15 protein-coding genes are annotated in these 20571 nt (G+C 46.7%); 5 read left to right on the forward strand and 10 right to left on the reverse strand.

Features of this window, described 5'->3' with window-relative positions; genetic code table 11:
* Positions 1–48: 48 nt before the first annotated feature.
* From HRH59_RS13675 to HRH59_RS13695, 5 genes are read right to left on the reverse strand one after another with little or no spacing between them, the layout of a single operon-like run.
* Complete coding sequence (locus HRH59_RS13675) at positions 49–3873, reverse strand: type I restriction endonuclease subunit R, EcoR124 family (RefSeq protein WP_173501835.1); 3825 nt, start codon at positions 3871–3873, stop codon at positions 49–51.
* Positions 3873–4280 carry a nucleotidyltransferase substrate binding protein gene (locus HRH59_RS13680; protein ID WP_173501836.1) on the reverse strand — a complete coding sequence of 136 codons (408 nt, stop codon included), beginning with the start codon at positions 4278–4280 and terminating at the stop codon, positions 3873–3875. Before HRH59_RS13680 ends, HRH59_RS13675 begins: the two co-directional genes overlap by 1 nt.
* A 44-nt stretch (positions 4281–4324) precedes the next feature.
* Positions 4325–5107 (reverse strand): abortive infection family protein, encoded by a 783-nt coding sequence (locus HRH59_RS13685; protein WP_173501837.1) that lies wholly within the window; start codon positions 5105–5107, stop codon positions 4325–4327.
* Between the two features lie 8 nt (positions 5108–5115).
* Positions 5116–6306, reverse strand: a complete 1191-nt coding sequence (locus tag HRH59_RS13690; protein WP_218573526.1) for a restriction endonuclease subunit S — start codon at positions 6304–6306, stop codon at positions 5116–5118.
* The gene (locus HRH59_RS13695) at positions 6306–7901 is read right to left on the reverse strand and encodes a type I restriction-modification system subunit M (protein ID WP_173501838.1); all 1596 of its coding nucleotides are present in this window, start codon (positions 7899–7901) and stop codon (positions 6306–6308) included. Before HRH59_RS13695 ends, HRH59_RS13690 begins: the two co-directional genes overlap by 1 nt.
* A gap of 245 nt (positions 7902–8146) precedes the next feature.
* Here HRH59_RS13695 and HRH59_RS13700 point away from each other — a divergent pair, with 245 nt between their 5' ends.
* The 3 genes from HRH59_RS13700 to HRH59_RS13710 are packed head-to-tail and all read left to right on the forward strand — an operon-like array spanning position 8147 to position 10316.
* Positions 8147–8926 (forward strand): TIGR04255 family protein, encoded by a 780-nt coding sequence (locus tag HRH59_RS13700; RefSeq protein ID WP_173501839.1) that lies wholly within the window; start codon positions 8147–8149, stop codon positions 8924–8926.
* The gene (locus tag HRH59_RS13705) at positions 8917–9480 is read left to right on the forward strand and encodes a helix-turn-helix domain-containing protein (RefSeq protein ID WP_173501840.1); all 564 of its coding nucleotides are present in this window, start codon (positions 8917–8919) and stop codon (positions 9478–9480) included. Before HRH59_RS13700 ends, HRH59_RS13705 begins: the two co-directional genes overlap by 10 nt.
* Before the next feature lie 14 nt (positions 9481–9494).
* Entirely contained in the window at positions 9495–10316 is an 822-nt protein-coding gene (locus HRH59_RS13710; RefSeq protein ID WP_173501841.1) for a hypothetical protein, read from the forward strand.
* A gap of 36 nt (positions 10317–10352) precedes the next feature.
* Here the strand turns inward: HRH59_RS13710 and HRH59_RS13715 are convergent, their stop codons facing one another.
* Positions 10353–10814 (reverse strand): very short patch repair endonuclease, encoded by a 462-nt coding sequence (locus tag HRH59_RS13715; protein ID WP_173501842.1) that lies wholly within the window; start codon positions 10812–10814, stop codon positions 10353–10355.
* A gap of 10 nt (positions 10815–10824) precedes the next feature.
* Positions 10825–12126 carry a DNA (cytosine-5-)-methyltransferase gene (gene dcm / locus HRH59_RS13720; protein WP_173501843.1) on the reverse strand — a complete coding sequence of 434 codons (1302 nt, stop codon included), beginning with the start codon at positions 12124–12126 and terminating at the stop codon, positions 10825–10827.
* Between the two features lie 187 nt (positions 12127–12313).
* On the opposite strand from dcm, the gene HRH59_RS13725 reads away from it, so the two are divergent.
* Both HRH59_RS13725 and HRH59_RS13730 read left to right on the forward strand, forming a co-directional pair.
* Positions 12314–13900 carry an McrB family protein gene (locus HRH59_RS13725; RefSeq protein WP_173501844.1) on the forward strand — a complete coding sequence of 529 codons (1587 nt, stop codon included), beginning with the start codon at positions 12314–12316 and terminating at the stop codon, positions 13898–13900.
* Positions 13901–13905: 5 nt separating this feature from the next.
* On the forward strand, positions 13906–15162 hold the full coding sequence (locus HRH59_RS13730; RefSeq protein ID WP_173501845.1) for an LlaJI family restriction endonuclease: 1257 nt from the start codon (positions 13906–13908) through the stop codon (positions 15160–15162).
* Here the strand turns inward: HRH59_RS13730 and HRH59_RS13735 are convergent.
* The 3 genes from HRH59_RS13735 to HRH59_RS13745 all read right to left on the reverse strand — a co-directional run bounded on the left by HRH59_RS13735 (position 15157) and on the right by HRH59_RS13745 (position 20500).
* A complete protein-coding gene (locus tag HRH59_RS13735; RefSeq protein ID WP_269435457.1) occupies positions 15157–16617 on the reverse strand; it encodes an NAD-dependent succinate-semialdehyde dehydrogenase in 1461 nt (486 codons plus the stop codon). The genes HRH59_RS13730 and HRH59_RS13735 overlap by 6 nt on opposite strands.
* Before the next feature lie 111 nt (positions 16618–16728).
* The gene (locus tag HRH59_RS13740; protein ID WP_173501846.1) at positions 16729–19158 is read right to left on the reverse strand and encodes a TonB-dependent receptor domain-containing protein; all 2430 of its coding nucleotides are present in this window, start codon (positions 19156–19158) and stop codon (positions 16729–16731) included.
* Positions 19159–19246: 88 nt separating this feature from the next.
* Positions 19247–20500, reverse strand: a complete 1254-nt coding sequence (locus HRH59_RS13745; RefSeq protein WP_173501847.1) for an MFS transporter — start codon at positions 20498–20500, stop codon at positions 19247–19249.
* Positions 20501–20571 lie beyond the last annotated feature (71 nt).

Genomic DNA, 20571 nt, shown 5'->3' on the forward strand with positions numbered 1-20571 from the left:
GCAAAGCTATCACCAGTTAAATAGCAGGTTCAATCAGCAACCTGCTGTTTAATGTTTTTTATTACGCAGTTTTCTTAATTCTTCTTCAATATCCTCAGTAATAATTATGCTAGTTTGTTTAGCTGAATCATCGGTTTTCGCAATAAAGTGTGTTGTGATATCTGATTTCAACCGGTCTAACCCTTCAGCAGAACCTTTATATTTCTGCAAAAAGTCCATCACGCCATTTATTACCTTGCCTGTTATCCATACAACGAGAACAAACTCAAGAATGATACTGCCTTCACGCGCTTCTGCAAGCGCCCAGAATACACTACCGTCTTTAAAGTTTTCACTGCTATCGAACTCAAAACCGTACTGGCTTAACGTTTGTTGAAACTGCTTGGTAAGCTGCAGGTAGTCCTCAAACATTACCTCACTAGCGATGCCGTGCCCTAACAAGTTACTGCCAACCGGATAAGCTGCCAAGCTGGGCAAGCCGTCCTGATAAGGTTTATCCAGCACTATGCTAAAACGTGCCAGCTGATGGGCATAGCGGGACTTTTTTACTTCGTCAGCAAAAAATAACTCATAGTCACCCAGTCGATGTACATAGTGACTAATAAACTCATACTCACCCGGCTCCTCGCCGGTTTCATAGGCACCAGTGTGATCTTCAAAGCGTTGAATAATCTCTTTTAAATCATGAAGTATGCGCTCGTAAATTTGCTTGCGCTCCAGCAGTTTCGGCCGGTAATTCAGGGCCGCAAATACTTGCTCACGCAGTGGGTCTTTACCGGTAAAGCTGTAATCATCAAGAAGTTGATATACAGCTTCTTTATTCAGCTGCTCGCGTTCACATAACTGATGAATAGCGAAACGTTTTTCCCGCTGCCAAAAGCCGGTAAAAATATCGCGTAAATCCTGCTGCGGCGATAATTTCGGCATATAGTCGGCAATAAACTTTTCTATCAGCTCGCGTTTACTGCGCAACTGCGTTTCTTTCGCCAGCAGGTTAAGCACTTGCTGTGTAGTGCTGTCAGCGCTGGCTGCTGTACCAGCCTTCGCCTGACTTTTCTGCAACTGGCTGAGTAAATTCAAGATGTAGTCGACATTTACTTCGTCACGGTGGATCAGCTCCAGCTCAAAATCGACTTCTTCTAAAATCGACGCGCCGGGCTCTTTTTTGTGAGCAAAATCGTAAATATCCAAATACTTACTCTTATAATCTTCAAACTCTTGCTGAGCAAGCTGCAGATCTTTCCAGTCAAATTCAGTGAAAGACTTGAGCTTGTTTAAGGTTCGGATCAACTGGCGGAACTGTTTAACGAATTCCAGCTTCTCGCTTTCACTTTGTAATTCATTCACCTGATCCGCGCTTGCTGCAAGCGCCTGTAATTTGTCTACCGCCAGGTTAAATTCAGCGGCATAGTGCTCATAAGGCTCCAGCAACACTTTCTCACTGGAATTAGGGTCACTAAACAGCGCAATGGCTTCATCGGTGTTATGTTTCAGGTTTCTGAAACAAACAATATTGCCTTGTGATTTTAGCTCACCCAGCACGCGGTTAGTGCGGGAAAACGCCTGAACTAAACCATGATGTTTAAGGTTTTTATCCACATACAAGGTGTTAAGCTTTTTCGCGTCAAAGCCGGTTAAAAACATATTTACTACCAGCAAGATGTCGGCGCGATCTTTATCCTGAAAATTTTCTTTGTCGCGCTCTTTCATGCGCTTGGCAATATCTTTGTAGTAGCTGTAAAACGCTTTGCTATCTTTTACAGAATGCTGGGTTTGATACAGCGCATTGTAGTCGGCAACGTACTGCTCCAGCTTTTCGCGACTATCGGCATACTTGCTGTCGTCAGTTTTAATATCAAAATCAGGTTCACCTATCAGGCCATTGGCTTCTTCATCACTCTCATTAGCCGCGTAGGTAAAAATGGTGACGACTCTAAGATCATGCTTACCATCCAATTGTTTTTGCTTAAAAATATCGTAATACTTAATAAGCATTTCTTTGCTACTAACGCACAACATGGCAGAAAACTGCCGGTTATGGGTTTTACGATTATGATGAGCAATAATCCAATCGACGTTCTGCTCAATGCGGGTATCTTTAAGAAAAGACTCCTGCGTATCAATGCTGCTGACCTGCTCATCTGCCGTGGCAGATTCATTTGCTACCGGTTTGCCCCAATATTCAACAGAGAACTTCAGTACGTTATGGTCAGCTATCGCATTGTTAATCAGATATTTATGCAATGGTTCAGTGAATAAGTCTTCGGTTCTGCGTTTAATGCCCTGCACACTTACCGCATTATCTTTTTTAATTGGCGTACCGGTAAAACCAAACAGCTGCGCTTTGGTAAAAAAGCCAACAATACTTTTGTGCGTATCGCCAAATTGTGAGCGGTGGCATTCGTCAAAAATAAACACCACTCTTTTATCTCGAAGTGCAGTCATCGCTTTTTCATGCTTACTGCTTTTAATAGCGCTATTGAGCTTTTGAATGGTGGTAACAATTAACTTATTGCTGCCCGCCATTTGTTTTACCAAAGCAGCGGTATCGCTGGTGCCATCGACACTGCCTTCACTGAAATGGTTAAATTCACGCGTAGTCTGGTAATCCAGGTCTGCCCGGTCTACCGCAAACACGACCTTATCAACCTTGGGCAGTTCCGTCAGCAGCTGCGCCGCTTTAAAACTGGTAAGGGTTTTACCGCTGCCGGTGGTGTGCCAAATATAACCATTTTTGCGGCCTTCTTTCACCCGTTTTTCTATCGCTTCTACCGCGTAATATTGATAAGGCCGCAGCACCATCAGCAATTTGTCAGATTCATGCAGCACTATATATTTGCTGATCATTTTCGACAGATGGCATTTTTCTAAAAACGCATCTGCAAACGCCGTTAATTCAGTGATTAACGTGTTGTCGAAATCCGCCCAGAAGAAGGTTTGTTTAAAATCCTGCTTGCGGTTATTGGCGTAATATTTGGTGTTTACACCGTTGGAGATAACAAACAGCTGCACATAGTTAAACAGGCCGCCTTCACTCCAGAAAGAGTGCCGCTGGTAGCGGTTAATCTGGTTAAAAGCTTCATGCAGCTCTATTCCACTGCGCTTCAACTCTATTTGTACCAACGGCAAGCCGTTGATCAGTAAGGTGACATCGTAACGGTTCTGATATTTGCCTTGCTGAGTAATCTGCTGGGTAACCTGATACTGGTTTTGGCACCAATGCAGACTGTTAAAAAACTGGATATAACAGCTGGAACCATCATCACGGCTCAGTAAAAAGCGGTCGCGCAGTGTTTTGGCACGAACAAACACATTGCCTTTATCCAGATGGTTAACAATTTTATTGAACTCGCCGTGGCTTAGCTCAATTTTGTTATGAATTTCCAGCTGCCGCTTTAAGTTGGCTCTTAGCTCATCCGCATTAGTAATGCTAACCTGCTGATACCCCAGCCCCGTCAGTTGCTTTACCAGTTTGGCTTCCAGCTGTGCTTCAGACTGATGCTGCTCCTCAAGATAGCGCTGAGTGCTTTCGCTTTGCTGCACCGCAGCGCGGTAACTGGCAGAGTTGTACAGTTCAATACCCACCCGCTGAATGTGCTCTTTTAGCGCTGTGTTATCGATATGGTGATACAGCGATATATCAAAACTGTAAGGAATATTCAGCTCGTCCAGTGCTGTAATCACCTTCAGCAACAGATTTTCAGGCGCATCGGCTGTAGTGTGTAATGTAAGGTCGATATCCGAGCCTGGCCGGTAGGTACCCTTGGCACGAGAGCCGTAAAGCACTGCAGAGCTGACAGCGGGGAATTGCGCCAGTGCAGTTTTAATAGCGTCAATGGTGCTTGGCGGCAGGCCGGACTTCTCAGTTAACATTAATCTTTTTCCGCTAATTTATTTAACTTAGTATTTAGCTCACATAGCTCGGCAAAATACTGATGCACTATGGCGTCTACTATTTGCCGGGTAACAGCTTCGTTGTAGGTATGCGACGTTAAATTGCGGCTTTTAATCATATCCAGCCACAGCTCACCGTTTTTAATCAGGCCAATTTCAAAGGCTTTTTTCGCTACGTTTTTCGAACCGAATAATTCGGTAAAACCCTGATCCTGCAAAAAGTCCTTCTGGGTATTCCAGGCCAGCTCATGGTTATATTCAAAGCTTTGAATCAGCCCCTGTTCTTCCAGCTCGTTAAGCGCATCACGCTGCATAAACTTGGTCAGCTGTGCCAACGCCCGGTTCCAGTTTTGCAGCCGTTGCTTCCAGCGAATATCGTCAGTCATAGAGAACCCTAGCAAAATATCTGTGTATACCGTTTTGTATTACGTTACTCATCACTATCCGTCAGAATCTCTTTACCGTCCATAAACTCCTTAAACTGGATTTTATAGTCGTCTTTATATTGTTGATACAATGCCATACTAAATCTTATCTTGCCTTCGTATGGGTACTGTTCGTCAAGAAAGTCGTTAAAATCTCTTACGTTGCGCTCTGACTCACTGATAGTCTCTAATTGTTCCGGCTCTTTTACAAAGAATGACTCAGCAATAGTGAAATCCTCGTTTTCTGCCTTGTCCTTTTCGAAATCAATTAGCGACAAGACTTCTAACATGTGGAAAGCAATGATGTCTGTAATCTGAACAATCATTTCAGCTAAGTTTTTTGAGCTTTTTTCTGGTTTAGGCGCCTCTCTACCATGAGAAATGTCGCCTCTACGATTCCTAAGCTTGGCAAAAAACTTAAAAAAATCTTTACCGAGTGCTTGCATCAACTCTTCTTCACACGAGTGATGAAAGGCAGCTAGAACAAGTATTGCTTGTCTATAAAGTACCTGAAAATCCTCACCATTCCCTAGCATTTTGCTCATTGTGCTTTCTAACGCAATCAACTCATGATTGCTGAACCGACTTCTGACTTCAGCGCTCTTCAAATCTAATTGACCAAGAATTGTCTTCGCTATCCCTTCAATTAGAGCTTTGCATGTTTCAATGCAATTATCGGGGGTTATTTTTTCTTCAATTGCATAGTAATAAACTCTGTGATCTTCAAAGTTCAAATATCGTTCAAAACTGCTTACATTCAACTTCAAAAAAGATTTGGTTTTTTGCATCAGCGTTCCTAAACGAAAAGCTCATTTATCAGAACGCCTTTGAAATAAATAAGCTTATCTCTTTTTTCATTCAGCAATTTTATCCGAGTTTCAAAACTTAATAGCATCGAAGAAATTTTTTCCTGTTCACTTTTTTCTACAGGCAGCTTGAACTTAATCTTAGACAATGTCGGGAATTTCAAATTCCATGTATCTGAGGTCAACCCTTGCGAGTATCTCTTAAAAATAAAAATGACAGATGGATGCTTAAAAAAGTATGAAAAAAACAACGGATCTGCATTACTTTTTGTTGTTAAAACGGTATAGGCAGGACTAACAATTCCCTCCATCGAGGATAAACCGCTCGCACCTTGCCACATACGCATAGAGTTGTACGCAATGTCTCCCGGAAGAACGCGCTTATAATTACTTCTATCTTCACTAGCATTGTTCTTTCCCTCTACATCACTACGACTGATAACTCCATCGGACAATGTAACGGATAACAACTCTAAGTCTGCGTGACCTTTTTCGCTGCGTTCCAATAAATAACTACCGAGTTCACAATCTTGCCAGTCAAGGTAGTTCGTTCCATCTGGCTTTTTAAAGCGAACTTCCCCAGAGAAAATACGGCTCGCTAATCCAGCCACGAAATTTTCTTCTAGTTCTATTTTTTTTCTGCAATTTAATATCGCACTTTCTATGGACAATAAAAAATCTTTTACTTTTACTTGCTCATCCTGCTCCGGAAGCAAAGTATTCCAAGCGGATAGATTTTTGTAATAAAGCCGTGTTCTTGTCCCTCCCATTTTCTGAATAGCCGCATATTTTTTAAAATCATTGCCATTATTCAGCTTAAGCAATAGGAAGTCAGAATCTAAATCTTTTGTGGTGAAAACAGGATATTCTTTACTTACTGCAAGAGGGGTTTCTAATTTATTGATATTAAATTTGAAAGTTGAATCATCACTCATGTGTCGATATACAAAATATCCCTGTGGAACTACTCCGTATTCACCTTCGTTCGCTAACTCACGATTGTTGTAATACTCATTCTGAGGTTTTAGTCCCTCTCTGGTTGAACTGTAAACAGGCAAATCCGTCGGTGCGGGAACTCTCTCAACATAAGGTTGAAGGTAATCACCGAGTTTTTTTAACTTCCAGTTACCAGAGAACTCAGGAAATCGAAGTTTTGGGGCACGCTCAATAACTTTACTCATCAAACCGGCGCCTCTATTCCCAACTCTTTGCAAAAATCACGGATGGCTTGATCGATATCCACCATGTCTTTATCCAGCTGTTTAATCTCTTTTGCCACGGCTGCTAAATCAACCGGCTCCTCTTCTTCAAAAGTATCAACGTAGCGCGGAATATTAAGGTTGTAATCGTTTTCGGCTATTTCCGCTAACGTGGCAATATGGCTGTACTTCGGCTCTTCCTTACGCTCACGGTAGGTGTCGATAATCTTGTCGATGTCCTGCGTACGCAGATAATTCTGGTTTTTGGCTTTCTCATAATGATCGCTGCCACTGGCGTCAATAAACAAAATATTGTCCGGGTTCTCACGGCATTTTTTAAACACCAGAATGCAGGTTGGAATACTGGTGCCGTAGAAGATATTTGCCGGCAGGCCTATTACCGCATCTAACCAGTTGCGCTCGGCTATCAGGTATTTACGGATATGGCCTTCGGCGGCACCTCGGAACAGTACACCATGCGGCAGTACTACCGCCATGGTACCGTTGTCGTCCAGCTGATACAGCATATGCTGTACAAAGGCGAAATCAGCTTTTGACGCCGGTGCCAGCCTGCCGTACTGGGCAAAGCGATCGTCGCTTTCAAATATTTTGTTGGCACTCCACTGCGCCGAAAATGGTGGGTTAGCGACCACCGCTTCAAACTTAAAGTCCAGGTGCTGTGGCTGTTCCAGCGTGTCTTCCTGCTGCAAATTAAAATTACGATAATGCACACCGTGCAAAATCATATTCATCCGTGCCAGGTTGTAGGTGGTACGGTTCATTTCCTGGCCGTAAAAATCGCCAACGTGTTCTACTTCTTTGGCTACGCGCAGCAACAAAGAACCCGAACCGCAGGTTGGATCGTATACCGACTTTAACCGGCTTTTACCTAATGTCACCAACTTCGCCAGAACCGTTGATACCGCCTGCGGCGTATAAAACTCACCGGCTTTTTTACCGGCACCGGCCGCAAATTGGCCGATCAGGTATTCGTAGGCATCTCCCAGTACATCGCTTTCGCTGTCGCTGAGCGCAAAATCTATGCGGTCTAAATGCAGCATTATTTTGGCAATCAGCTTATTTTTGGCATCCGCCGTGCGGCCTAGTTTGGTTGATGTCAGGTCCAAATCTTCAAACAGGTGGTCAAAGTCTTCTTCGCTGTCGGTACCCATGGTGGAGTGCTCAATGTTGTTCAGCACCCGAGTTAAGTCGTCCAAAATAAACGTATCTACCACCACGTCATCGTCATCATCGCTGGCTTTGTGTGCGCCGCGTTTGGCGATACTGCTAAACAGCTCAGATGGTTTTAAAAAGTAACCCAGCTCCTGTACTGCTTCTTCCTTAATAGCATGCAGCATTTCCTCGCCATCGCTACTGCCTTCATCGATCTGCAGAAAATCGATACCATCTTCTGCCAGAATGCTATTGGCGAAGTTATGCAGTTTCTCAGACAGGTATTTAAAGAAGATAAAGCCTAAACAGTAATCTCTGAACTCGTCGGCATTCATTTTGCCACGCAGTTCGTTGGCAATATTCCACAGTTTCTGTTCCAGCTTCTTTTTTTGATCTTCAGTCATGGTGCTCTCAAATTAGGTATTACTGCGTCGGCTCAAGCTTACTAAACACTAATAGCCTGGCCGATTATATTTGCCGCTTATGGTATAGCGATATGCACCTGTAGCCAATGCTTTAAATGCACAGTTGCCTGTACTATGACAGTGAAACTTGCTTAAAACCCGGTTGTCACATAGATTGATAGTTGCAGTGTGTAATTTCATGTATAATTTATGCCGCTGTTAGCTAAACCAAAAGGATAACGGGTGTGACTGAATACAGAAAGCTTGAAAATCAGCCGCTTAAACTGGTGCTTGTCGAATTTCGTTTTTCGCAGATCCTGCAAATTGAGCAGTATATTCCGCAACTGCAGGAAGCGTTGCGCAGGCAGTACCCTACGTTCAGAAAAAGTACTGAGCAATCTATCCACGTGCAAGCGGATCAGTTTGAGATTTCGTCGAGCCATCGCTGGTCATTTATCTCCGGCGATAAAAAACATGCGATAGATATTAGCCAGGATAAGCTGGTGTATTTTACCAATGACTATCCGCGCTTTGATGGTTTTGCCGATGCGTGCAGAAATGCGCTGCAAACAGTGATTGAAATAGTGGAGCCCTCATTACTTTTACGTATCGGCCTGCGCTACTGCGATTTAGTCACCACAGAAAACAACGAGCAGTTTTCTCAGTTGGTTGATGAGAAATTTATTCCAACTGCAACAACGCAAGGCCTTGGCAGCACCCGTCATTTAAAAACGGAAAATTATATTAAAACCCACACCGGAACCCTGTGTATTCGCTCCTGGTTTGGTGTAATGCCGCTGACTTGCCCACCCGATATTGACAATGTTCCGGTGCAAATTGTTCGTGATCAGGCTGCTACCGAGCGGTTGATTCTGGATTTTGATCACATCTGGGAAGCGGGCGAGGAGTCGGTAACATTTGCGCTTGAACAAGCACTGACAAGATTAGATGCCCTGCATGAAGCATCAAGGGCAGCTTTTTGGCAGGTAACCACGGACTATGCGAGGGAAACGAAATGGTCGTAACCGCAGATGGGTATATTGATTGCCCAGACTGGCAGCAACTAAGCCTCAGTTACCGGCGGATGCCTACGTCCATTAATTTGGTTAAAGACGAGGTTGGCTACGCTATACCCGGTGTACTAAAAGGCTCTGGTGGCACTGCTACCGTTAGTTACAGCCAGTCGCCCAGTGGTGCAAAGGTGTCTTTTGTTATCAGCAAAGGTAATTCGCTTGCCGTAGCGATTGAAAAAATAAGCACCACCTTCGGCTTAACCAAAGAGCAATTGGCTGAGGTTATTGGTAGCACACGTAAGAGTATCTATAACTGGATGGATGGCAGCTCAGCACCACGTGTTGCCACACTTAATCGCCTCCATGAGTTACAGCTTACGGCTAATGAGTGGGCTAAGAGTGGCTTACCCAAACCAACTGAATTGCTGAACACGCCGGTATTAGAGGGGAAAACCCTGCTTGAACTGCTGCGAAATGGTGCAAACCAAAATACCTTGTTGTTTGCCGGCACCCGACTGAGCCTGCAACACCGGCCGGCCAGGTCGCTGGCGGATCCCTTTGCGTAAAGGAGGCAACCGGCATGATTGGCAGCGTCCTGGAGCAAAATGGATGGCAGCAAGGCACACTATTTAGCGACGCTGACGCAATCAGGATTTGTACAGAAATTGGTGCGACAATCAAACAGCCCTTTGTGTTGATTGTCGCCTCGCAATCCTGTGATATTGCCAACAATAACCTGGAACTGGACCCGCATGTTGAAGTGTATGCGGCAAGGTTAATTGATAAACCGAACGGTAACTACCAGCACAATAAAAACGCCCGCCTTCTTCACACCAAATTTATTCAGCGTCAGCCCGGCGCGGGTATGTCCTCTGAAAAATACATTGAAATAAAGGCATTCGAAAAGCACTTCGTGCCTAAAGCGCTTCTGCAAGGGTTCGTTCCTGATACAGATAAACAGATGGAAGAGTACGACGTGCGCAACTTTGCTGATTGGCTGGCCGCGCGTTATTCCCGCCCTGCACTGCCCACTACGTTTAACAACAGAATTGATGCAGCAGACCCAAGGGGTGCGCTTCGCGACAAGATTAAAAAGGCCAATAGCGTGTTGTCGGGTATGTATGTTGAAATTCTGCCATTTGCAGAACTTAAAGATACCGAGCAATATCAGGTGAATTTGTTGGGCACCGTACCCGCCGATTTTGATGGCGATTTAGCTAAAGCAGAAGCGGCACTGACAAAACATGCGGAAATACTGCGCGCTGCCAACATGAACGTTACGCAACGATTACTTAAAGAAGATGAAATATCGCTGGCGTTGATCCGCAGATTTAAACGGTTTTACTACGATGACCTTTCATACCGCGCTGAGGCACCATTGCCGGCAGAGGTAACCGGCTAACGGAGTTTATCCGTAATGATGTAAAGCAAGGGCAGTTTAGATACTGTCCGCCGGCGGTAGCTCAGCAAATGAGCCGCCGCTGCGGATCCAGTCATTAATTTGTGCTAACAGCTGTTGTTGCGGCAATCGGGTACGGCCTTTAATGGCGCATTGCCACAGCAACAGTACGCGCCAACCCATCTCGCGCAGTTTGTCTTGTACCATTTCATCATGCCGCCTATTGGCGGTGATTTTAGCGCGCCACCAGTCAACGCGGCTTTTCGGCCAGTGAAATTGCGCACAGTTGTGTTGATGCCAGAAACAGCCCTGGACAAAAATTACCGCACGGTATTTGGCTAACACCAGGTCGGGTTTGCCCGGCAGTGTTGCCACATTCAGCCGGTAGCGAAAACCGGCGGCATGCAGCTGTTTTCTCAGCCATATTTCCGGTTGAGTATGCTTGTTTTTAATTGCCGCCATGTTGCGGCTGCGGGTGGCGACATCATGTACGTCGGTCAAGGCGCATCCGTCAGGCGGCGTTGTTTTTGCGCGCTTGCGCACTGTTGATAAAACGCATCATCGCTTGTGCCACGGCGTCGACTACTTTGACACACACCGAGTTACCAAACTGCTTGTAAATCTGGCCGTGCGATACCGCATCAACAATAAATTGCTCCGGAAAGCCCTGCAACCTGGCGCATTCTCTGGGTGTAAGCTTGCGCGGATTTTTACCCAAAGCGGTTTGTTCAATCAGAATTTCCGAACCGTCTTTGTAGTATCTGGCGCTAATGGTATTGGTGTAGGCATCTTCTGCGCTAAACAACGAATAACCAAAGCCATTACCCTTTTGCTGATGTTCTGCTTTGCGCTTTTGGTGCCCGGCCCATAACTTATCAGAAATGGTGTATCGGTCTTGTGCCCCTGTCAGGCCGGATAAATCCTGCAAAATATCACCGACGCGGGTTGGGGTTTTCGGTGCTTGCGGCCATTGGAACAGTGAAGCAAAATCCAGCTCACCAAAATGGTTTTTATCAAAGCCGACAATAAACACCCGCTCGCGGTTTTGCGGCGCACCAAAATCTGCGGCCCGCAGCACTTTAAAATCAACCCAATAATTCAGCTTGTCAGATAACGCATGGCGCGCTTCTTCGCTGAGCGGGATATCATCCGGCACGGCGTCGCTGTGCTCACCGCGTAAAATTTGTAAGATGGTTTTTAAAGTACGGCCTTTGTCATGGCCTTTTAGCTGTTTTACGTTTTCCAGCAAAAACGCTTTCGGCCGTTTTTCGACTAAAATACGCTGGATCTCAAAAAACATGGTGCCGCGGGTATCGCTAAAGCCTTTTTTTAACCCAGCCTGGCTAAAGGCCTGGCACGGAAAGCCGCCGAGCAAAATGTCATGGTCCGGAATATCACGGGCGCTTATTTGGGTAATGTCACCGTTAGGGATTTCACCATAGTTCGCGGCATAGGTTTTTTGCGCAAACTTATCCCACTCCGAGGTAAACACACACTTACCGCCGGCCCGCTGAAACGGCAGGCGAATACCGCCAATACCGGCAAATAAATCAATAAACCTGAAGCTGCTTTTATCATCTGTGCGAAACGGCGCCTCTGCAAATTCTTGTGCCAGTTGGTTTCCGAGATTTTCTATTGCATCAATTTTGTTTTGTGTTGGCATGTGTTCACCTGTTTCCCAGCCTCTGATTGTCCTCTCACCGGCTTTGCCAAGCCCTAATAAATTGGCAAATTCAGTGCGGCCCAGTCCCAGTTTTTCGCGTGTACTTTTTATTCTTTCTGCTATAGCATCAATTTCATCAGCGTTTTTCATTTTACAAATCTTATCCGGTTTTTATCCTGGCGAGATTATCACTGTATAAATGATCAGACAAGTAATTTGAGAGGGAACTTTGCTTAAAAATTTGGAAAATATAATAGCATCCTGCCGTGCCAGGTTCGACGCACTGCCGCACTCTTCGGACATTAGGCTGGACAACAGCATCGCAGCAGAACTTAAGATGGCATTGGAAAAAGTTGATGCAAAATCCAGTATTGTTGTTCATCCATTTTCCATCCAGATGATTAACTCAGACCACATAAGAGCTGATCTGCCGACATCATCTCTTTGGTATGGGGACTGTTTTCATCTGCTATCAGCTGCACTTGATGAATACAAAGACAAGTTAGAAGAACTTAAACAACTGGTCAAAGAACAGGGTGCAACACCCGGCGAAATTAGCGAATACCTGAAAAAATTACCCTCAGCCGACTGGAATTCGGCCAATGACCCCATAGCACAGAGTTTTGTAAAAGCTGTTGCTCAGCTTTTTCCTGAACAAGAAGAAAAACTACTGTTTATTAAATTCTTGTCCGATAAAAACTGGTGGTTTAAACAACAAAAGCAAAGCTCAGCAACCCAAGGCAAAACACTGGACAGATCTGATGTATACGACTCCTGCCTTGCACTTGCTTGCCGTGTTGTGGTGAATAACTCCGCTAAACTGCTGAACGTAATTAAAGCTTTTAAATCCAGCCCCGCATTACGCACGCGGTTCAGCGAATTGCAAAAACAAGAAGAAACCATGATCACTGCAACACGCTCAGCGACTGAACAGGTATGTGCTGAGAATGTAATTTACTACGGTGCACCCGGCGTTGGTAAAAGCCACCAGATAGAGCAAAAATGCCATGACGCCAATAGCTTCAAAATGGTATTCCACCCTGATACTCAATATAGCGATTTTGTTGGCTGCTTGAAGCCTTCTATGCTTAAAGACACCGTAAGCTATGCGTTTCGGCCAGGCCCCTTTACACGGGCAATTGTCAGGGCTTACAACGAACCGGATACTCACATTTATCTGGTGATAGAAGAAATAAACCGAGCCGCAGCAGCGGCTGTATTCGGCGAGATATTTTTACTTCTGGATAGAGACAATACTGGGGCAGGCAAATATGCAGTTACATTGTCAGATCCTGATCTGCTGCAACATTTTAATACTGAAGCACCATCAGCAATAGTAAACGAAAAGCTGAGACTACCACCAAATCTGTCCATATATGCCACAATGAATAGTAGCGACCAAGCCGTAATGCCGCTTGATACCGCATTTAAAAGGCGTTGGCGATTCGAGTATGTAGCGATTGATTTTTCAGTATCGCCAGCCGGAGAATTCATCATTCCGTTAAGTGATACGTCAGAAGGGATCCGGATCAGCTGGGCTAATTTCGCTAGAGAAATCAATGAAGCACTTGAAAATAGTGGCATACCGGAAGACAGATTATTAGGTCCCTGGTTTCTGTCTGCAAATGAGCTCGCTGATGAGCAGTCCAGCCTGAATGCGTTACGAGGCAAAGTGCTGTTGTATCTGTGGGATGACGTATTGCGACATGGCGAGCAGAAAGTATTGTTTCACAGCGATATAAAGAATTTCGGCAATTTGGTCAGTCGGCTTAATAGTCACCAGCCCATTTTTAACCAAAAAATTGAAGATAAGTTAAAAGCTAAAGATTCTACTATCCGCTTGGCAGACAATGAAAGTAATGCGGAGTTACCAACTGATGGCAATGCAGCAGATCAGTTTCCGGCTGATGACCAGAGCCTGTGAATCTGATGGGTTGGCAAATATCGACCTTTGAGGACAGAACACCTGTCGCCGGATTACCCGCTCCAGTCGCTGCGCTCATACAGTCACATGACCTAACAACCAGTTCCGGCGATAAAGTCAGCTTCTGTGGCGTATTGATTGCAAAAAATAGCCTGAACCTGTTTGTGCCGAGAAACTCCGCCCGCTCAGTCAACGGGGAGGATCAGCAATACCTTACCCCACTTATGATGCATGCACTGAGAAAGTACCATCACAGGTTCAAAAGTGGCTTAACAAATAATGACAACGGCATCGGCTTTGTAGGAACTGAAAAACTGTCTTTGGTATACCAACTACTTGAAGATTATCAAAAATTTGGTATCTACAGAAGGCGCAGCACCATCAAAGTCGTCAACACCGGAAAACCTGATTGGAGCAAAACAATTAGTAAGTTCGTCCCGGTATCAAGTGCCGGCAACATTGTTTACACCGATTACATCGGCTCTAAACACAAGTATTCTGCAGACTTTGAGATAGCCAAAATTCATGCCTTCCTGATCAAACGCCTTGATACGCGATATGCATTGATGTTTAAAGGTAAAAGCATTTTCACTGATCATAGTTTGCCAAAACCATCATCAATCAAAACCAGCTATATGCTGGCAAAATTAGAAACAGAGCTTAAGAGTGTATATTCAAACAGGGATATATGGTTGATTAAGAATCTGATAACCCTACTGAAACAGGAATACGGCCAGCTTGAAACCACAACGGTAATAGGTATCAAATACTTTCATGTTATGTGGGAGCATATGCTAAGTCAGGTGTTAAGTAATGTCGTGAATCTTAATGGAGAGTTGCCTACTCCGGCTTATCTGAATACCGATAACCAGCTTGTACCCGCCAAAAATAAAGGCCAGAGAACTGATATCATTCTGGCGTCCGCTGACAACGCTACACACACAATCGTTGATGCAAAATACTATGATGCAACCAATGCGACCGGGGCGCCTGGCTGGCAAGATCTGGTAAAACAATTTTTCTACGCCAAGGCTCTGGAGTTTGTGTACCCAAACAGCAGGATAAAAAATGCGTTCATTTTCCCCGGAAGCAAAGCGGCATACAAAACAGTTCATATGCAGGATAGGAAATCTAACAACACCTTAGATTCGCTCTACCCACCTATTCACTGCTTCTATATTGACCCACTAATTGTCCTCAACAGCTTTAACTCTGATAACAAGTTAAAAGAATTAACACAGCAGCTACTCCAGCCGTCATAACCCGCCCAAACACAGGTATTTTAAATTGGTGTAATCATCCAAGCCATATTTAGAGCCTTCACGGCCATAACCGGACTGCTTGATGCCGCCAAAAGGCGCTGCAGCATTGGAGACAATGCCTTCGTTAATACCAACCATGCCAAACTGCAGCGCCTGCGCCACACGAAACACGCGGCCGATATCACGGCTGTAAAAATATGCAGCTAAACCATATTCGGTGCTATTGGCCAGCTCAATCGCCTGTTGCTCAGTATCAAACGCCATTAGCGCCGCTACCGGGCCGAAGATTTCCTCCTTGCTGATAGCCATACCGGCGTTAACATCGCTGATTAAGGTTGGCTGAAAAAACTGTTTGCCGGCGCTGTGTTTGCTGCCGCCTAACAGCACTTTTGCACCATCGTCCAGTGCGCTTTGCAGCAACTTTTCTACTTTCTCTACCGCTTTATTGTCGATTAAAGGCCCGATTTGACTGTCGCCTGCTAAACCATCACCTACTTTAAGCTGCGTAACCGCAATAGCCAGTTTATCGGCAAAGGCCTGATACACGCTTTGCTGCACTAAAATACGGTTGGCACAAACACAGGTTTGGCCGGCGTTGCGAAACTTGGCGGCCATCAGGCCCTGTACTGCTGCGTCTAAATCGGCATCGTCAAACACGATAAAGGGTGCGTTGCCGCCCAGCTCCATCGACACCCGTTTTACACTGTCAGCACATTGCTTAAGCAATTGCTTACCCACAGCAGTAGAGCCGGTAAAGCTGAATTTGGCTACCTTGACGTGCTGTGTTAACACTTCGCCAATGGCTTTGGCGTCTGTTCCCACCACCACATTAAACACCCCGGCAGGAATGCCGGCCTGATGGGCTAATTCGGCCAGCGCCAATGCAGATAAAGGGGTTTGGTGGGCTGGCTTGACAATAAAAGTGCAGCCGGCAGCCAACGCCGCAGCCGCTTTGCGGGCTAACATGGCATTGGGAAAGTTCCACGGAGTTATCGCCGCCACAACACCGACAGGCTGGCGTTGCACAATAATGCGTTTATCGTTGGAGGGTGCCGGTATGGTATCGCCGTATAAGCGTTTGGCCTCTTCAGCAAACCATTGCAAATATGAGGCGCCATAAGCAATTTCACCTTTGGCTTCGCTAAGTGGTTTACCTTGCTCCAACGTGAGTAAGCGGGCTAAATCATCCTGATGCTGCATTACCAGCTGATACCAGGCTTGCAGCAGCTGCGCCCGCTCTGCAGCCGGTTTGGCAGCCCAGTCGGCAAAGGCGTTGTCTGCTGCCAGCACGGCTTGTTCTGCCTCGTTGGCGCCAGCGATGGCAACACTGGCGAGTAATTGCTGATTGGCCGGATTTACCACATCAAAAGTATCAGTGTGCGATAACCAATCGCCATTGATGTAGGAGCCCTGTTTAATCAGGGTTTTATCTATCTGTTGCATGATCTGCTGCATACGTCACTCCGCTTAGCTGAGGCTGTAACTGCATGTTAGCACACAGAGGTGAACACTAAATTAAACAAACGGCGGGCAAAGGCCCGCCGTTTTCAGTATCAGGCTGGCGGATCAGAAGCGATACGCTAAGCCCAAAGACGCATTGCGGCCATTGATGGTGCGGGCGCGGATAATGCCGTTAGCCGGTACCGAACCTTCTTCGGCTTCTGTCAGGCCAATTTCGTCAAACAGATTGTTTATGCTTAACGATAACGTCAGATTTTCCGCCAGGGTATAGCTGGCAAAGGCATTAACCTGGGTGTAGCCGCTGAATTTTAAGTCATTGTTATCCTGCGCATAGGCAGCTGTGGTGCCTATCAAACTAACGCCAACCTGAGCTTGCTCAAAGAAGTAGCGTGCCAGCAGGTTGTAAACAAAATCTGCCTGCCGCCTGGGTGTATTGCCTACCACGTCCGGGCTTAGCGCATCTTTGCTGATCTCGGCATCAGTCCAGGTAACCGAGCCGCGCATATCAAAATCGCCGATGCGGTAGCTGCTTTCCAGCTCAATACCGTGCGCCTTGTAGGTGCGGTCAAAGAAACGCTGACTGGTGGCTTCAAAATTTTGCTCTTCGGTTTCGGCAAAAAACAAGGTAGCAAACAGGTTTAAGTTGCCATGCCGGCTTTTGCTGCCCAGCTCATACTGGGTCACTTCATCTACCGCATCTTCTTTAGCTACGCTGCCATCGGCATTCACTTTGCCAAACAACAAGCGGTCGGCATTGGCGCGGCCGCCTTTACTGATACGGCCAAACATGGCCCAGTCTTTATTAAACTGATAGTTAGCACCGGCCGAGTAAGAGTTGTAACCCCAGCTGTAATTCACAATGCTGGCATTGGCTAAATCGATACCGGATACGCTTTGCTCTACCTGACTGATAACGCCGTCGCTGTTCATATCGCGGCTGCTTTGCACTGCACCGGCATAGCTGCCTGAAGCACTGCCGATATCACGGCGGATACTGGCATCCAGCGATAAGTCGCCCCAGGCCCAGCTTACCCCGGCATAAGGCGCTTTGGTGCTGTAGTCAGTGTCATAGTTGCGCTGACAACAGTTGCCGAAAAACGGCACGCCGTAAGCCGTCAGGCCCTGTTCGGAAAACGCCGTACCATCAGCGGCAGTGACATTTAACAGCTCAGCATTGTTGCCCTTTAACGCCATTAAATACGAATTCCACAACCATGACATGCTGATACTTTGATCCGCCATGTAATAGCCAACATTCACATCCACGGCACCAAAACGGCGTGACAACTTTAAGTCGTTAACGATAGAGCCAAAATCGTCGATTTCAACGTCAAAGGTGTGAATACGCATGGCGTTTTCTGCGGTGTAGGCTTCACCGGCATTGGGCCCTACCGCATAAGTTAAATTAGCACCGGCACCGGCGATACTGTCGGCAATGCCTTGCGCATTACCCACTTCTGCCGGAAACAAGGTATTAAAGTTGCCGCTGACATCGCTGACCCGAAAGCGGTTTTCCAATGTCCAGCCTTCAGCCAGGTCAAACACCGCTTCTACACCGACGCTGTTTACTTTAGGGTTCATGCCATCGCGCACATCACCGCGGGAAATCTGGTTATCGCCGTTTAAGCGCACGGTTTGGGTTAAATACACTGACTGCAGTGTATCCGAGCCGGCGTCATAGCCCGGCACCGAGCTGCCATCGGCAAACATCGGCATCGGCATATAGCTGGTGGCTTTGTCGTTTAAATGCTTAAAATACAGCCGCACATAGCCGGTATTAAATTCTTTGGTCAGGTTGCCCTTTAACTGAAAACCTTGTTCGCCCTGGTAGCCCGGGTCACGCACCCCTTCGCCCTGGCGTACAAAACCGCCCAGATGAAAGCGCATATCGCTGTTAATATCGCCGCCGTAATCAAAATCAGTGCGGAAACTGTCGTAATCCAGCCCGGTGGTAAAGGCGATACTGCCACCGTTTTCTTCGCCGGTTTTACTGACAAAATTAATAATACCGCCAGGCGAATTACTGGCCGTAGTGCTGGCCGAGCCGCCGCGGATCACGTCCAGCCGGGCTAAACTGGCATCGGCACGCAGAAAAATATCGGCGTTACCAAAGGCGATATCGCCAAACTGCAGCACCGGCAGACCGTCTTCCTGCAGGGTAAGAAACTTGGCGCCGCCGGACGCTACCGGCAAGCCGCGTACGGCAATATTGGCATTACCTTCGCCACCGCTGGCTTCACTGCGCACGCCAGGCAGCATACGAAAAATCTCAGCGGTACTACGCGGCGTGGCCACGGCAATATCATCCAGTGTCAGGCTGCTGACCGATACACTGGACTGCATCACCGTTTGCTTACGCGATACCGCACCGGTAACTACAATGCGTTCAAAGCCTAAACCTCCGGTCTCTGCGGTTTGGCTTTCGCCGGTGCCAGCATTTTCTGGTGCAGCTTGCTGCGCCACTACTACGCCGCTGCTTAGCGCCATTGTGACAGCCAGAGCGAGTGAAGCGGGTGTCAAATTATACTGTTTCATTGTCTATCTCCCGTGTTGAAATCGCGATCTATTCTTTGGATAGTCTGCTATTAACTTAATCGTTTAAGCTTTTACTACTGTAAAAACGCTAGCTGGAAGACATCTGCTCCAGCTTAGCTTTGGCTGGCTGTTTCAGCCAGTTGTACACCATTGCCAGTGCCAGCAAGGCGGAGAACAACGTCGCCAGATAAAAGCCGGCGGTTACATCGTTAGCCCAATCACCCAGCACAGCCATTAACGCCGGTGCTACAGCAGCAGCCAACGCGGTAAATGCAAGCAACAAGCCGGCCACAGCGCCATGCTGTTGCCTGGCAAAGCAGCTGATGCCTTTGGAATTCAGCGTGGGGTAAATCATCGACATAAACAGGCCGGACAACGGCATCAGCCATACCGCCACCTCTTTACCGCCCAGCATACTGGCGGCAAAGCAGGCAAAAATGCACAGCGTAAATACCGCCATCACGCTACTCCAGCAAAAGCGGTTTAAAATAGCCGTTGCCAAAAAGCGTCCCAGCGCGCGTAGAATAAAAAATACTGTAATGGCCTGGGCGGCCAGTAAGCTCCAGCGGCCGTCGTAGTCGGCCAGTAAGGTAGGTAACCAGACAAATATTGCCACTTCACAGCTGACATACAGTGCTATGGCCAGCGAAAACCCCAGCGCGTAGCGATCTTTTAACAGCAGCATGGAACGACGCAGCGACACCTGCTCTGCAGCGGCCTGATACGGCGGATAAGGCAAACGCGCCGACATCACCACTAACAAAGTGCACAGCAAGCCGGCCAGCAAATACAGCGATGTCCAGTGAATAGCAGCGGCAATCATCAGCGCCACCAACGCCGGGCCGACAATGGCGCCGATAGCAAAGAAACCCTCTACCGTGTTCATGGTGCGGGTATGGCTTTGGCTATCAGGGCTGATATCGCCGATTAACGCCAATGCGGCGGTTTTAAAAATACCGATAGCCAGGCCACACAGGCCCATTAATAAGATAAAAAACACCGCGCTGTTGCCAGCCATAAAGGCATAGCAGGATACCGCGTACAGGCTTAAACCGACGATAATCAGCTTTTTGCGGCCCAGTTTATCGGCCAGCCGGCCGAGGAATAACCCGGCCAGGCCAATCGCCAGCATAGGCACATAATGAAAAGCACTGGCCTGAAACATGGTTAACTGATATTCCGCCATGGCTTGAGGGATGATCACGCCCACCGCATCGGTGGTCATGGCAAAGACAAAAAACATCAGGTAGGTCATCCAGCGCACCTGGCGCTGTAAAGCCTGAGCACGATCGAACGATACAGCTGCCCCGACAGCCTGACGCTTCGCATCAGTAGTAAGCATAGTATTTCCCCGTTTATGTTGTTTGTTAATGCCGGTGTAAGCGCACCTTGCTTAACAAACTTATCTGAACG

This window comes from Rheinheimera lutimaris (genome assembly GCF_013283795.1).
GTDB lineage: Bacteria > Pseudomonadota > Gammaproteobacteria > Enterobacterales > Alteromonadaceae > Alishewanella > Alishewanella lutimaris.

What these genes read in the sequence shown, in the direction of transcription:
- HRH59_RS13675 (WP_173501835.1), bottom strand. Translation starts at nt 3,873, where the DNA reads ATGTTAACTGAGAAGTCCGGCCTGCCGCCAAGCACCATTGACGCTATT.
- HRH59_RS13680 (WP_173501836.1), bottom strand. Translation starts at nt 4,280, where the DNA reads ATGACTGACGATATTCGCTGGAAGCAACGGCTGCAAAACTGGAACCGG.
- HRH59_RS13685 (WP_173501837.1), bottom strand. Translation starts at nt 5,107, where the DNA reads ATGCAAAAAACCAAATCTTTTTTGAAGTTGAATGTAAGCAGTTTTGAA.
- HRH59_RS13690 (WP_218573526.1), bottom strand. Translation starts at nt 6,306, where the DNA reads ATGAGTAAAGTTATTGAGCGTGCCCCAAAACTTCGATTTCCTGAGTTC.
- HRH59_RS13695 (WP_173501838.1), bottom strand. Translation starts at nt 7,901, where the DNA reads ATGACTGAAGATCAAAAAAAGAAGCTGGAACAGAAACTGTGGAATATT.
- HRH59_RS13705 (WP_173501840.1), top strand. Translation starts at nt 8,917, where the DNA reads ATGGTCGTAACCGCAGATGGGTATATTGATTGCCCAGACTGGCAGCAA.
- HRH59_RS13710 (WP_173501841.1), top strand. Translation starts at nt 9,495, where the DNA reads ATGATTGGCAGCGTCCTGGAGCAAAATGGATGGCAGCAAGGCACACTA.
- dcm (WP_173501843.1), bottom strand. Translation starts at nt 12,126, where the DNA reads ATGAAAAACGCTGATGAAATTGATGCTATAGCAGAAAGAATAAAAAGT.
- HRH59_RS13725 (WP_173501844.1), top strand. Translation starts at nt 12,314, where the DNA reads ATGGCATTGGAAAAAGTTGATGCAAAATCCAGTATTGTTGTTCATCCA.
- HRH59_RS13730 (WP_173501845.1), top strand. Translation starts at nt 13,906, where the DNA reads ATGGGTTGGCAAATATCGACCTTTGAGGACAGAACACCTGTCGCCGGA.
- HRH59_RS13735 (WP_269435457.1), bottom strand. Translation starts at nt 16,617, where the DNA reads ATGCAGCAGATCATGCAACAGATAGATAAAACCCTGATTAAACAGGGC.
- HRH59_RS13740 (WP_173501846.1), bottom strand. Translation starts at nt 19,158, where the DNA reads ATGAAACAGTATAATTTGACACCCGCTTCACTCGCTCTGGCTGTCACA.
- HRH59_RS13745 (WP_173501847.1), bottom strand. Translation starts at nt 20,500, where the DNA reads ATGCTTACTACTGATGCGAAGCGTCAGGCTGTCGGGGCAGCTGTATCG.